9 protein-coding genes are annotated in these 13,772 nt (G+C 65.7%); 2 read left to right on the top strand and 7 right to left on the bottom strand.

From position 1 onward, the window contains the following. Positions 1–17 precede the first annotated feature (17 nt). From LuPra_RS10270 to LuPra_RS10255, 4 genes are all read right to left on the bottom strand, one after another. Positions 18–614 carry a DJ-1/PfpI family protein gene (locus LuPra_RS10270; RefSeq protein ID WP_110170659.1) on the bottom strand — a complete coding sequence of 199 codons (597 nt, stop codon included), beginning with the start codon at positions 612–614 and terminating at the stop codon, positions 18–20. 150 nt (positions 615–764) lie between these two features. After that, complete coding sequence (locus LuPra_RS33115; protein ID WP_234800814.1) at positions 765–1,250, bottom strand: substrate-binding domain-containing protein; 486 nt, start codon at positions 1,248–1,250, stop codon at positions 765–767. A gap of 303 nt (positions 1,251–1,553) precedes the next feature. Beyond that, positions 1,554–2,594 carry a YybH family protein gene (locus LuPra_RS10260; protein WP_157898975.1) on the bottom strand — a complete coding sequence of 347 codons (1,041 nt, stop codon included), beginning with the start codon at positions 2,592–2,594 and terminating at the stop codon, positions 1,554–1,556. A 258-nt stretch (positions 2,595–2,852) separates the two neighbouring features. Then, complete coding sequence (locus LuPra_RS10255; protein WP_110170657.1) at positions 2,853–3,596, bottom strand: carboxypeptidase-like regulatory domain-containing protein; 744 nt, start codon at positions 3,594–3,596, stop codon at positions 2,853–2,855. A 369-nt stretch (positions 3,597–3,965) separates the two neighbouring features. Here LuPra_RS10255 and LuPra_RS10250 point away from each other — a divergent pair, with 369 nt between their 5' ends. Further along, positions 3,966–5,453, top strand: coding sequence for a tetratricopeptide repeat protein (locus LuPra_RS10250; RefSeq protein WP_110170656.1), 1,488 nt, complete (start codon positions 3,966–3,968; stop codon positions 5,451–5,453). Positions 5,454–5,468: 15 nt separating this feature from the next. Here LuPra_RS10250 and LuPra_RS10245 read toward each other — a convergent pair whose 3' ends face one another. Then, entirely contained in the window at positions 5,469–8,624 is a 3,156-nt protein-coding gene (locus tag LuPra_RS10245; protein ID WP_157898974.1) for a TonB-dependent receptor, read from the bottom strand. A 96-nt stretch (positions 8,625–8,720) separates the two neighbouring features. Further along, a complete protein-coding gene (locus LuPra_RS10240; RefSeq protein ID WP_110170654.1) occupies positions 8,721–10,901 on the bottom strand; it encodes an alpha-amylase family protein in 2,181 nt (726 codons plus the stop codon). 146 nt (positions 10,902–11,047) lie between these two features. Between LuPra_RS10240 and LuPra_RS10235 the strand changes: the two genes are divergently transcribed. Continuing rightward, positions 11,048–11,752, top strand: a complete 705-nt coding sequence (locus tag LuPra_RS10235; RefSeq protein ID WP_110170653.1) for a hypothetical protein — start codon at positions 11,048–11,050, stop codon at positions 11,750–11,752. Positions 11,753–11,772: 20 nt separating this feature from the next. Here LuPra_RS10235 and LuPra_RS10230 read toward each other — a convergent pair whose 3' ends face one another. Next, positions 11,773–13,446 (bottom strand): NAD-dependent malic enzyme, encoded by a 1,674-nt coding sequence (locus tag LuPra_RS10230; RefSeq protein ID WP_110170652.1) that lies wholly within the window; start codon positions 13,444–13,446, stop codon positions 11,773–11,775. Between the last annotated feature and the right edge of the window lie 326 nt (positions 13,447–13,772).

The following is a 13,772-nucleotide window of genomic DNA, read 5'->3' as shown; positions in this document are numbered from 1 at the left end:
CCCGGACCACGCCGATGTCAGGCAGCTCCGCCTGGCAGACGGGCGCTGCGAAAGATGGACGCCCAAGTCGCCCGGTCCTCGACACTGAGCACGTTCAGTTCTTCGAGGAGTTCACGCGCGAACTCCACGTCGCCGAGGCCACTGGCGGTGATGAGCCCGTGATCGCGTACAGCCGGACTATCGACGTAGTTCGCCGACTCTGCATAGCCAGGAACGTTCGAACGCAGATACTCGAGACCGTTGCTGGTGTGGCGACGCCCTCGTAGAAGACCGAGGCGCGCGATCGCGACGGTGGCCGCGCAGATCGCGGCGATGGGAGTGCCCTGCGCGTCCAGATCGTTCAACAACTGTTCGAGTTCCGGTTCGACAGGCGAGTTCTCCCAACGATCGCCGCCGGGGAGGATGAGCGCAGCCACATCCGCCGTGTCGACCTTGGCGACGCTTGTCGACGGCAGCACTTGGATCCCACCCATCGATTCGACAGTCGCCAATGTCAGGCCGACCGACTCCACGCGATACTGGCCATGACGGCGCAACTCTGCCAGGGCGTGAGCGGGCTCCCAATCGGCGAACCCTTCGACCACGATCACGTAAACGGCTTTCTCTGGTGCCATGTTCGACTGGCTGTCGCGCCAGCGGCGGCGCCTCGCGGTCTCGCTGGCGCCGTCGGCTGCAAGCGGTGATTCGCCACCAAGCCTGACGACTTCTCCGGCCTTCCGCCTGGTGTCCGGCGCGCGTGTGGGTTCCGTCGCGCGTTGGCCGTTTCAACGGCCGGATATCGGATCGAGGCCGCTCTTCGCCATCGTTTCCAGTCCGATTGGCGACGCGAAGAACTCGATGAGCGCCAGAGCCGCATCCGGATGCCTTGCGCCAACCGCGATAGCCGCCGAGAACACGGTCACTCGTTGGACTTCAGCTGGTAGCGGTCCGACGTAATCGATCCCGGGCACCTCCAATAACTCGCTGATTTGTTGAAAGCCAATCTCCGCCTCGCCGCGTGCCAGCACCGCACCCACTCGTCCGACCTCAACCCTCGTGCTCTTGGTCATCACCTGGTCGACGATCCCGAGGCGCGAAAACAGCTCGGTGGCAAGATAGACGCCGCTGACCTGCGCGGAATACGCAATGGATTCCGCTTGCAGTAAGACGCGCTTCAGCGCGTCGACCGTGCTGATATCCGGCTTCGGAATCCCCCTCCGGACTGCCATGCCGATGCGCGATCGCGCCAGGTCGACGCGGCTGGCCGCCACAACCTGCCCTCATTGATCAATTCGTCGACGCCGGCGCGGGTCAGAATGATCACGTCCACGGGCTCACCTCGTCGCACCCGGCTCGCGATGGAGTCCGACCCAACCCTGTTGAGGTCGCATCCGTCACGACTGTATGCCCTGTCGCGCGTTCGAACTGAGAGACCCATTGAAGGTGTGCTGCCGCCATACCACCCGCGGTCATGACCCTCACTTCTTCGCCGGATGCCGTCCCGGCAAAGAGCAGTGCGGACGAAAAGATCAGCGCACCTGCGGCGTGCCAGTCCGCTCCACCTGTGTTGCAACTCATTCTGGGAGCCCCATCGCGCGGAAGACTTTCCAGCTGCCGTCCGGGAGCTTCTTGTACACCCCGAGCACCGTGCCACGAACCTGCTTCGGCTCGCCACCCGCCGAGGCGACGAAGGAAGCCGTGAGGGTACGCCACTCGACTGCCCCTCCGTCCCAGATCGTCAAGTCCCTGGTCTGGGGAACCAGAGTCAGCACCTTGATCGGGCGAGCCGTCGAGCGTTCGTTGGTCTCTCGGATAGCTTGGTTGCCGATCTCTGCCGGGGCGTCGGGGCCGAGCCGAACGGCGTCCTCGGTCCACATATTCGCCATCGCAACAGCATCTCGCGCAATCGTCGCGACCACGTCCTGCTGTTTCAGCCTCTCGATGGCGGCGCGGTCCGCATCGCGCCCTCTGTCGCTTCCAGCCGACGTGGCCGGTCCGTGAACCACTGTGCCTGCCACCGCGGTCGCCGCGCCGGCAACGACAGCAACTGGAGTCCCCATCCCGCGGAAGACTTTCCAGCTGCCGTCCGGGAGCTTCCTGAGCACCCAGAGCCTCGCGCCACGAATCTGCTTCGCCTCGCCACCCGGCGATTCGACATACGAACCAGCGAAGTAACCCCACTCGACTGCCCAGCCGTCCCAGATCGTCACGTCCTTGATCTCTGGAACGTAGGTCAACACCTTGACGCCTGGCCGAGCCGCCAAGCGTTGGTTACTTTCTCGGATAGCTTGCTTTCCGACTTCTGCCGGCTGGCCCGGGCCGAGACGAATGGCGTCGTCGGTCCACAAATCGGTCAGTGCAACCGGATCTCGCGACAACGTCGCGGCGATGTCCTGCTGGTGGAGTTGCTCGATGGCGGCCAGCTCGGTCGCACGGTCCCCGTCGCTTCCAGCAGACGCAGCTGGTCCCTGAACCAGCTGCACTGCCAGCGCAGTCAACGCGCCGACGCCGACGGCAACGGAAAGCACCGTCATACCCCCTCCAACGGTCGGTCGTTCCAGGTCTATGTCCCAGGGCACAAGACTTGCGCGCTCAGGACGCGGCCACGATGTCATGGGCTTCTGTGGTCTGGGCCGACGCCTGCGCATGAATCGACACGACCGTGATGCAGGGGACTGACGATCCGAGGGCTGCGCCACACAGCCGTGTACGCAGATCACGCCGGGCGCTGCCGGCAACGTATCGTGTCAGACCGGGTTGATGGTCCTGAGATTTCGCGCGTAGATCTCTTATGTCCTGATTACGCAGAATCTTAGCACGTCATGACGAGGCCTGATCTGAGGCCCCTCGACGCGCCACCGAACGTGCGGTCGTCAGGAGGCTTCAAACGCCGTCATCACGCGAAACGACTGGATTGTCGTGTACCCCCGCGGCATCCCCACCTTCACCTCGAGTTCGACGCCAGCCGCAACAGGCACGGTAATGGGGTTGCCGTATTCCTCGCTGCCACGGACGCAACAGACCTCCACTGGCGGCGTTGGAGCGCTGCCGTCACTCGGGATGACCTCAATCCGCAACCTGCCGTCCGTCGGCACTACCACGCGCACAATCGGGCACACCTCGGCCACCCAGCCGCGGCACTCGCCGGTATCCGGCGGAACCGACAGCGTCATTGCATCTCCAGCGGTCATGCGCGTGACGCGATGCAGACGAAACGTTTCGGTGAAAGTCGTCCCACCAGTGCCCATGAGACTGCGCCAGTATTCCTCGTAGCCTTCCGCAACCACCTGCGCCCGTGCCACGAAGCTGCTCCCCAAAGGATTGGCCGTGAAGCTGATCGCGTAGCCACCGGTCGCATCGGTCGACACCGACGGGAATTCCACGTGGCCCCCCACCCAATGCGCCATCGTCACCACCGCACCCGCCATCGGCGCGCCACGTTCGTCGGTGACCACGCCGGCGACGTTGAAGGTCTGCCCGGGTGGCGGTGGCGGCGCCGGTTGCCCGGCTGCGGTCGGCTGCGTCACTGTCGTTGGTTCCGTTGGCCCGCGGCCATCGCAGGCCAGCAGCACCGTCGGCAGGAGGATAGGGAGGGCTGTCCGACAGAACGTGTTCATCTCGATGATTCCTCGGGCGCCTGGCGTCGGTCACCGTCGCAGCGTGACGGCATGATCCTTCGCGCGGCAGTACCAGGTCGGTTCGTTCCTGTTTGTCTCGCTGTTGAAGTACAGGAGGTCACCGTCGAACGTCCCGCGGAGCCCGGTAATCGATACGACGCCGTCAACGGTGCCAAGGAATCCGAACTGCTCCGTGGCGCTCAGACGATCGAAGACGTCGGGCCACGTCCACCCGCCATTGTCCGAGTCGCCGATAATAGGTCCGCCGCGGAATGTGCCGCGCGCGGCGTACCCGGCACAAGTTGCAGGGAGTTGAAAAGGGGTTGGACGCCAGTTGCAACGTGCAAAAGGGGCGCATAATCTCGCCCTGTGGCGGCGGACGGCATTGACGCGGTCGTGGCGCGGGAGGCGCTGGAAAGGACGCTTTCGAGTGCCGCGTTCGCGCGCAACGAACGGCAGTCGCGCTTTCTCCGGTTTCTCGTCGAACGGCACCTCGAAGGACGCGACAACGAGCTGAAGGAATCGGTGATTGCGCTGGAGGTCTTCGACCGCAGGCCGGATTACGACCCGAAGGTGGATGCAATCGTGCGGACCGAGGCGGTACGGCTTCGCGCGCGGTTGAGCAAGTACTACGAGACAGAAGGCCGTCTCGACCCGATTGCCATCGAAGTACCCAAGGGGGGCTATAGGCCGGCCTTCCATCGGCGTGCGGCTGCCCCATCCCAATCGGACGCTGGTCCATTGTCTCGCCGGCGCGTCTGGGCGGCGGTTGGTCTGGGCGCGGTCTCGGTCGCGGTTGCGGCCGTCGCAGCGGCCGCGTGGTGGTTGGTGCCGCCGGATCGAGGCCCTGTTACGACCGGCCGGCGCCCATACGAGGCGAACGTCGAAGCCTACGACCTCTACCTCCGCGGCCGGCAGGTCATGGCGGCCTTCCCCGCGCGCGTCCGCCCGGTGGCCAGTTCAGCCGTGGCGTACTACGAGGCCGCCATCGCCAAGGACCCCGACTACGCCCTCGCGTACGCCGGCATGGCCGATGCGTTCATCGCAGTGGAACGCAACATGGGCTCCCGGAACTCGCTCAACGCGTGGCCACGGGCGAAAGAGGCGGCTGCGCGCGCCCTCGAGCTCGACCCGATGCTCTCCGAAGCGCACGCCGCGATGGCCGCGATTCGCGCCCGCGAGTATGCGTGGCTGGATGCGGAGCGCGGCTTTCGACGCGGCATCGAGCTGAACCCGAACAACGCCCTTGCGCACCTCGAGCTCGGTGTACGGGTCCTCGTCGTGCAGGGGCGCCTCGACGAGGGCCTGAGCGAAGTCCATCGGGCCCTGGCGATCGATCCCCTTTCGCCGTACATCAACACGGAAGCTGGGGAAGCCCTGCTGTTGGCGGGACGCTACGGTGACGCCGTCGAGCAGGTCCGCAAGGCCATTGCATTGGACCCCAGCCGGAACAGGGCCTACAGCTTGATGGCGCGAGCGCTCTCACTGGAGGGAAAGCCCGCGGAGGCACTCGAGGTACTCGAGAAGAGCGTCAAACTGGGAGCGCCGCCGGTCGCAACCTCCGCGAGAACGCCGGGCGCGATGGGCGCCTGGGTGACCTGCGTCGAGGTACGGGCGGGTCGACGCGAAAGGTCGCTGTTGCTCGACGAGGTCCGTAACTCCCCCAGGCCCGCGACTTGGTTGGCGTTTGCTTACGCGTGCCTCGAGGCGACGGAGCAGGCGCTCGCGTCGCTCGAGATGGCGCTCGCCGCCAATGAGCCCGGCATTCCTGAGCTCCTCCGGGCCCCGGAGGTGTCGTCGCTGCGATCGCAGGCGCGGTTCGCCGTGCTGCGCAAGCAGGTCGGCCTGCAGCCGTAGATCCGCGACGCACCTTCAAAAACTCACTCTCGTCGCCACTTGAAAGGCGCGTGGTCCGCTGGACCCGAACGCCTGCGGCGCGCGACTGACGGGCTGCCCGAACGCTGCGCTCGCGAGATCACCGCTGTGGCCCGAGAGGTTCGCGGCGTTGTAGACGTTGAACACCTCACCGATGACGACCAGACGCAGGCCTGGCGATATCGCGAACGAGTGGCTCAGTCGCAGATCCAGTCCGTGAACGTTGTCGCCGAACGAATACCGCGGCGGCAGCGTCAACCTCGGAATGACCGCACCCTGGGTGTCCGCCTCTCCGGCATGGGTCTGGTTGAACTGGTCGACGAGCCGTTCGAGATCCGCTCGTCCCATGCCGCGGTTGAACGCATTCACTGTCGTGCCCGGCAACAGGTCCCCGGCAGTGCCGTCGCCGTTGAAGTCGATCCCGCCAACGTATGCGCTGAACGGCGGCGCGCTCGCGTACGCGAAGTTGAAGCCCACCTGGAATCCCCACGGCAACTGCGTGTCGCCGGCGACGTTCAGCAGATGCGTGAAGTCGTTCGGGGCGGGCCCCCGGTTCTCGAGCCAGTTCTCGAGATTGAAGCCGTTGCCGATGTTGGTTCCGGTGTTGCTCGAATACGCATAGGAGCCAAGGACCCGAACGGCATGCGGCAGACGTGCGTCGGCACGTAACAGGAGGCCCTTGTACGCGAAGCGAAAAGGAGCCATCTGCACGTTGATCGGACCAAGGGAGCACAGCGCCTGCGGGTCGTCACGCTGGGCAGCGCTGCACTCGGGGATCACGGGGCCGCGCACGCTGTCGAAGTGGTTGAGGTCGAACGAGCCTCCACCTTGCGGCACGTGCACGAAGTGGCGATACACCAGGTCGGCGCTCAACACCACGCCTTGACCGACGTCGCGTTGAAGGCCGGCATTCATGTGCACGGCGGACGGACTGGGTACATCGACAGGAAAGATGGCCGGCGATGCCTGCTTGCTCACCTGAATCTGTTGCACGGTGGGATCGGCGATGGCCAATCTCTCTGCGAGTCCGGCCCTGATCGCGGCAAGAACCGCCATCATGTGTGCGCCGGTGAAGCGTGTTGGCGCACCGCGGAAGTTCAGCGGCCTCCCGACGGCCACTCCAGGAATACCGGGCGTTGAATTGAGAATCGAGGTTCCTGCAAAATCCTGCTGGAGACCAGGCGGACCCAGCGCCACGCGCTCCGCGTCCATGCTGCTCGTCAGGCCGTGCGTCCCGTAATAGCGCCCGGCGCCGGCGCGAATGACCGTTCTCGTATCCGAGGCAGGAGTCCACGCCAGACCGAACGTGGGTGAAACATTCGTCCAGACACGCCGCGTCGGCCCGAGCCCATCCGTCCCGAACAGCGGTGCGAGCAGCGGGGGCTTCTCGAGATCGTCGTTGAGGACGCCGTCGAAACCCCAGCCCACTCCATACGACAGCGTCAGGGTCTCATGCGTCCTCCAGGTGTCCTGCGCGTGGAGCCACAGCGTATTCCAGCGTCGGAGGTCTCCGCCGTTCTCTTGTGGCACACCCGGCTCGCCAACGCCGATCGTGAGGCTCTGGAGCGGAAGCTGCAGCAGGTCGTCCACCGTGTGGAACGCGGCGGGCAGCGGGATTCTCTGCTCCGCGGCAAGGTCAGGCCGGGTGTTGTACGCGCGCACCGCGTCCGGCGAGAACAACACGATCGTGGCGGGATCGTTCCTCCACAGGAAATTGCGTTCGGAGTTGTGCTCCCAGTCGACACCGACACGCCAGCGATGCGCATTCCCCTGCCAGGTGACTGATTCGCTCAGATGAAAGCGGTCACCGAGATAGTCGACCGCCGACGAGTTGCCGATACGCAGGCCAGCCTCCGGAATGCTGATCAACGGCGCGCCCAGTCCGAGGCAATCGCGACAATCCCGTTCTCTGCCGGGCCCGATGGACGAGCTGATGCCGAAGTACGAGAAGCGGAGATCGCTGACCCACGTCGGGCGGAGAACGCTCGTCAGGCCCAGGAGAGCCTGATCAGCGCCGATCGCGGCGCGACTCCAGCTCGATGGATACGCGTTCAACGGACCGATCGCGGTTCCCGGCCCGAACGCCTGGCTACGATCATGGGAGTAGCGGGCGAATGCCCGATGGGCACTCGTGATGTTCGCGTCGACACGCACGCTGGCGAGGTCGCCAAGAAGTGGAGTCTGGGTGATACCACTCAAGTGAGCGAAGTCCGGGATCAGCAGCGTCGTTGCGGTCACAGCCCGTTGGTCGTTGCGCTCCCAACTGCCGAACGCGAAGATCCGCCCCTCGCGGATCGGTCCGCCCATCGCCAATCCGAACTGCTGCCGCTGGAATGCCGGATCGGAGTTGTCGTGATCCCGATTGAGCGCAGGATACGCAGCCAGACGATGGTCGCGGAGAAAGTAGAACGCGGTGCCCTGGAAGTCGTTGCTTCCGGCGCGGGTGACGACGTTGACGGCGCCTGCGGCGCTGAGTCCGGCCGACGGGTCGAAGTTCACCGTGGCGACCTGAAATTCCTGCACCACCTCCTGTGAGAATCCCATCTGCGACCCGCCAAAGCCCACAGACGAGACACTGCCGCCGTCGACGGTGAAGCGAGGACCGCCGACATTGGATGCGGGCGCCCCAAGGACAGGCACGATGGTGCGGTTGCGGTTCGTGCTCGTTGGTGATTGCAGTCCCGGCTCGAGCTTGGAGAGTTCGAGAAAACTGCGTCCGTTGAGAGGTACTCGCTCGATCAGATCCCGAGTGATCACGCCGCCAACGGCAGCGGAGTCGTAGCGAATCCGTGGCAAGGCCGCGTCGACGTTGATCGAATCGGCGAGATCGCCGACTTGCAGGGTGAGGTCCGCGGTGGTCGTCGTTCCCGCTTCCGTCCTGGCAACACGAACGAGCCGCTGAAAGCCGGACGGGGCGACGCTGACCTCGTACTCGCCGGCCAGTAGCGCAGGAAAACTGTACTCGCCGTGCTCAGAAGTGATCGTCTGCCGGACCTCGCCTGTCGCGCGGCTGATCGCTTGCACCCGCGCTTCGGGTACGACCGCGGAGGACGGATCGCGGACAACACCTGCAATCGTGCCTGCCGGCGCCTGCGCAAGGCAGAGGCCTGGCACAAGGATGGCCAGTGCGCAAACCAACACGACGGCTTTCACGGTGACGCTCAGGACAACATGTAAGAGGCAGCAGCAATGATAGCGCCGGAACAGATGCTGCAGGCCGCCAACAGCTCAGCCGGGAAGTTCAGGACATCAGTCGAGATCCAGCGCGATGACTTCGTGCAAATCGACCGACGCCAGTTCGAGCGTCACCGTCTGGCCTGAGATGTCGGCGCGTGCCGGCGTGTCGCTCACGAGCAGGCTGACCTTCCGCACCCGCCGCCCCGCCGGTACCTGGATCCGGACCTTCTGCGGCGGCGAAGGAATCACCTCTTGTACGGGGCCTTTCATCATCATCGGATTGGTCAGGTTGACCAGGTGCGCAGCGATGGAGTCCTTCTGCATCCAGAGCGACACGTCGAGGACGCCCTTGCCTTCCACTACGAGTGGTTGATCCTCGTTGCAGGCCCACCGGACGGCGTTGCGCAACAGCAGCCCGTGGTCTGGCGAGAGGACCTCCCAGAACGTCCGATCGATATCGAAGGGGAAGTAGACGGCCCGTCCTCGACCTTCCTCGCGCGCGTACACCCCTGGAACATCGGTGTGCGCGACCCTCGGGTACACCGACTCCATCGGCAGGTCCGGGAACGACGGCAACAGCGTGAGCGGCGAGGCATATCCGGCCTGCGCCGGTCGCGTGTGGAGCCATTGCACGCCGTTGATGATGCGTCCTGCGTCCTCGAGTCCGTGGACCAGCGGATGGAAGCGACCGGAGGAATCCTTGTCGATGTTCAGGTACGAGTTGTGGACGTCGGCATCGAGCTTGCCGGCCAACGATGCGCCGAACACGGACGCCAGGCCGAAGTCGGCGCGGCGGACGCCCCACTCGTCGTAGAGCGATGTCTCGTGCGTGGCAACGATGCTGCCGCCGCTGTCGACGAAGTCTCTGAGCTGGCGGCACTGCGCCTCCGAAAGGGCGGCGATGTTGGGCAGGATGAGTGCCCGGTATCGGCCAACGTGCGCGGCGTCGAGCAGATGGTCGTGCACCATGTCGAACGGGATCCGCGCCTGGACCAGGGCATGATAGAAGCCCAGCGCGTGATCCTCGACTCTGGCCTGGGCACGGTCGCCACCGTAGTAGGACGCGGTCTGCTGCGAGTACACCATCGCCACACGCGCCAGCGACTGCTCGTTGCGCAGATACCGCTCGTTGCGCCAGTGCCAGACGTAGATGTCCTCGACGGCTTTCATCCAGCGCGCGTCCACGACCTTGCCGTTGAACTTGGTGAACCATGGCCGGAGATTGTGGGCGATGCCGTCGACGGCCCACAGCCGTATCTCCTCGCTGTGCTGCACCGAGTCCTTCCAGCGGTAGGGCTCCTCGACGCCCATGCTGAAGATGCCGCCGATGGCCTTGCGGCCCATGGTGGCCGTGTACTCCTTGCCGTTCTTCCCGTTCGACCAGGGCGGCATGACACCGCGCCGTGCCTGGCGGTCGGCGAACAGTGTCGGTGCGAGTTCGCCGATGGTCTTCATGTCCAGGCCGCTCAGCGCGCCGCCGCCGGCGTTGGCGATGTAGCTGGCGGCGGGGTTGATCTTCTTGATCTCGCCGTCCCACAATCGCCATAGCTCGAAGAGCCGCTGCTGGTGCCACACGATGTACTGCCGGCGCGACCGATCCTGAGGATTCGATGTACGCGGCAGATCGAGCCCGGAGAACGTCCTGAAGTTCGCCTGGCAGTGTTCACAAAAACACATGCCCGAGCCGGACCAGCGGTTGCTGAAGATGCCGTCGACCTTGTAGAGCGAGACGATTTCCCTGGTGACCTCGGTCATGAACTCGAAGTTGTAGGGGCCGAGCGCACAGGTGACCCAGAGCTCCGGATCCGCCCAGTGCTTGCGCCTGCGCCCCTGAGCGTCCACGGCGATCCAGTCTGGATGCGCGTCGTGGACGTCCTGATGAGCGGCGTGTGGATCGGTACGCGCGATGACGTTCATCCCGAGCGTGCGACAGCCGGCAACGAGCTCACCGAACGAGTCGCGATCGCCAAGGAACCTGCTGCGATGGTGGAACGGGACCTTCGTCGGGTAGTAGGCCACGCACCCGCCGGCCGACAGGCAGGTCGCGTCGGAGTGAGTGCGCTTGAAGTAATCGATCCAGAATTGCGGGTCGTACTTGCCGGGGTCGTCCTCGACGAGCGTCAACTGTGCCCATCGCATCGGCTTGTCGTACCAGCCGGTGCCCGACGTCTCGGCCGCATGCGTGGAGAATGGAAGCGCAGCCGCGGCCATCGCCGCGGCCGACAACTGCAGGAACTCGCGTCGGTCCGTCATGGTTACCTCCGTGCCGCCGGAGCCGCCACATTAACACTGCCCCAAATGGAGGTCATTCCGTGATTCAATCGCGACCGCCGCGGGGATCCTGTGCAGTGCATGCTGAGTCGCGACGGGTGCGACAGACCGAAAGGCCATCGAGAAGGATGTCGACGATCGCGCTCGGGGTGGCATCCATTCGTCCGGCTGCGTGGGTGCGAGCAGTGCTTGTCGCGAGCGCCTTGCTGGCGACTGACCGTGCCACGCTCGCCCAGACGCCGGTGATGCCCGCACCCACCACGACCCCGGACCCGGTGGGTGCGAAGCCGCCCGAGTGGGAGTTCTCCGCGTCGGTGTTCGGGTACTTCGTGCCGGACGATCGCGACTACGCACAGCCCTCGTTCACGGCCGACCGTGGCTGGCTCCACATCGAGGCCCGCTACAACTACGAGGATCAGGACACCGGCTCGGCGTGGTTCGGATGCAACTTCGCGGGTGGCAAGGCCGTGTGGTGGGAACTCACGCCGATGGTCGGCGCCGTGTTCGGCAACACGGTGGGGATGGCGCCCGGCTACCGGGGCGCGATCGGCTGGTGGAAGCTCGAGTTCGCGAGCGAAGGCGAGTATGTGTTGGACGCCGGCGACTCGTCCGACTCGTTCTTCTACAACTGGTCCGAACTGGCGGTCGCCCCGGTCGACTGGCTTCGTATCGGCATGGCGACGCAGCGCACGCGCGCCTACCAGAGCGAGCGCGACATCCAGCGCGGTTTCCTCGTCGGCGCCTCGTTCAAGCGCGTGGACGCGACACTGTACGTCTTCAACCCCGACGACGCCCGGCCGACCGTGGTCGTCGCGGTCGGTGTCGACTTCTGACGTGCGAAGTCGCTGGTCGGCTACGCGTACTCACGGTACACGGGCTCGAACATGCGCGCGCGGATGTCGGCGACGAGGTCGTCCGGACGCGCGGCCTGCGCCAGTCCGAGGTCGTGGGCCTCGGCCGCGACCGCCGCCGCGATGCGCAGCGACACGTCGCGGATTTTCGTGAGCGCGGGGTAGACGCGACCGAGCTCGAGGTCGGCGGGATCCACCATGGCCGCGAGCGTGCGGGCCGCCGCGAGGAACATCGCGTCGGTGACCTCGCGCGACTCGCTGGCAAGTGCGCCGAGCCCGACGCCCGGGAAGATGTAGATGTTGTTGCCCTGGCCGGGCACGTGGCGTCGTCCCTTGAACGACACTTCGGGGAACGGGCTTCCCGACGCGAAGATCGCCCGCCCGTCCGACCATGCATAGGCCTGTTCGGCGGTGCACTCCGCCTTGGACGTCGGGTTGGAAAGCGCGAACACGACCGGGCGCTGGTTGAGCCCGGCCATCTGCTCGACGATGGGCTGGGTGAATGTCTGGGGCATGCCGGATACGCCGATGAGCGCCGTGGGTTTCAGCGTCCGAACGGCCTCGCCCAGCGTCGCGATGAACGGATGCTCGTGCGCGTACGGGCGCTTGTGGTCGGCGAGCTCGCCGTCGCGCGCCTTCACCACGAGGCCCTTCGAATCCACGAACCAGCACCGTGCCCGCGCCTCGGTTTCGCTCAGGCCTTCCGACATCGCCGCGGCGACATAGAGATCAGCGATGCCCGTCCCCGCTTCACCCGCGCCGAGGAACAGCAGCCGCTGCTGCGCGAGCGTACCGCCGGTCACCCGCAGCGTCGCCATCACGCCGGCGAGGGCCACCGCCGCGGTGCCCTGGATGTCGTCGTTGAAACTGGGCAACTGCTTGCGATACCGCCCGAGCAGCCGGAACGCATTGGTGTTGCCGAAGTCCTCCCACTGCAGCAGCGCCTTCGGGAACACCGTGCGCACGGCCGTCACGAACTCCTCGATGAACGCGTCGTACTCCGCTCCGCGCGCGCGCTTCTGCCGCAGGCCGATGTAGACCGGACCGTCGAGCAGTTCCTGGTTGTCGCTGCCGACGTCGAGCGTGATGGGCAGCGTGTACGACGGATGCACGCCGGCGCAGGCCGTGTACAGCGAGAGCTTGCCGACCGGGATGCCCATGCCCAGCGCGCCGAGATCCCCGAGCCCGAGGATGCGCTCGCCGTCGGTGACGACGATGAGACGGACGCCCTGGAGGGGCCAGTGGTGCAGCACTTCGGCGATGCGGCCGCGATCACGGAGCGTGAGGAACAGCCCGCGCGGCCGCCGGTAGATGGCGCCGTACTCGAGGCAGGCCTGCCCGACGGTGGGCGTGTAAATCAGCGGGACCATTTCCTCGATGTTGTCCATCACGAGCCGGTAGAACAGGATCTCGTTCCGGTTCTGGAGGTTGGCCAGGTAGATGTACTTCTCGAGCGCGTCCGGCTTGCGACCGACGGAGGCGAGACTCCGCTGCGCCTGTTCCTCCAAGGTGAACACTCGCGGCGGCAGCAGGCCACGCAGGCCGAGCGCGTCGCGTTCGCGTTCGGTGAACGCGGTGCCCTTGTTCAGGAGCGGATCGGTCAGGAGCGCTGCGCCGCGGGGCTGCCGAGGGGCGCCCCACGCGGACAGGTCGGCCGGCGAGGCGGGACTCGTCATGGCTCAAGGATATGCGGATCTGTGGGCGAGTAAATGGCCGGAGGATGCTTCTGACACAAGAATACGTAACGCCTAACGCCTAACGACCGTTCCCGCCTGACGCTTGACGCTTGAGAACCGACCGTCCCCGACGAAAGGGCCGTGGCGACGGGCGACGACGGGGGAAACCCCTGCCGACAGGGTCACCGGTACGGTCACCGCGTCCGGCCCGACCTCGAGGTCGCGCGGCCCGTACATCGAGTGCGCAGGCGCCAGGACCTTGCGTGACCTGCGCGGCGCGCATGCCGCGCCAGACCAGGGCCTGGGGAGTCGCCGATGTCGCGGCG

This window comes from Luteitalea pratensis (genome assembly GCF_001618865.1).
Lineage (GTDB): Bacteria > Acidobacteriota > Vicinamibacteria > Vicinamibacterales > Vicinamibacteraceae > Luteitalea > Luteitalea pratensis.
This window is presented reverse-complemented; position numbering and strand designations above follow the sequence as displayed.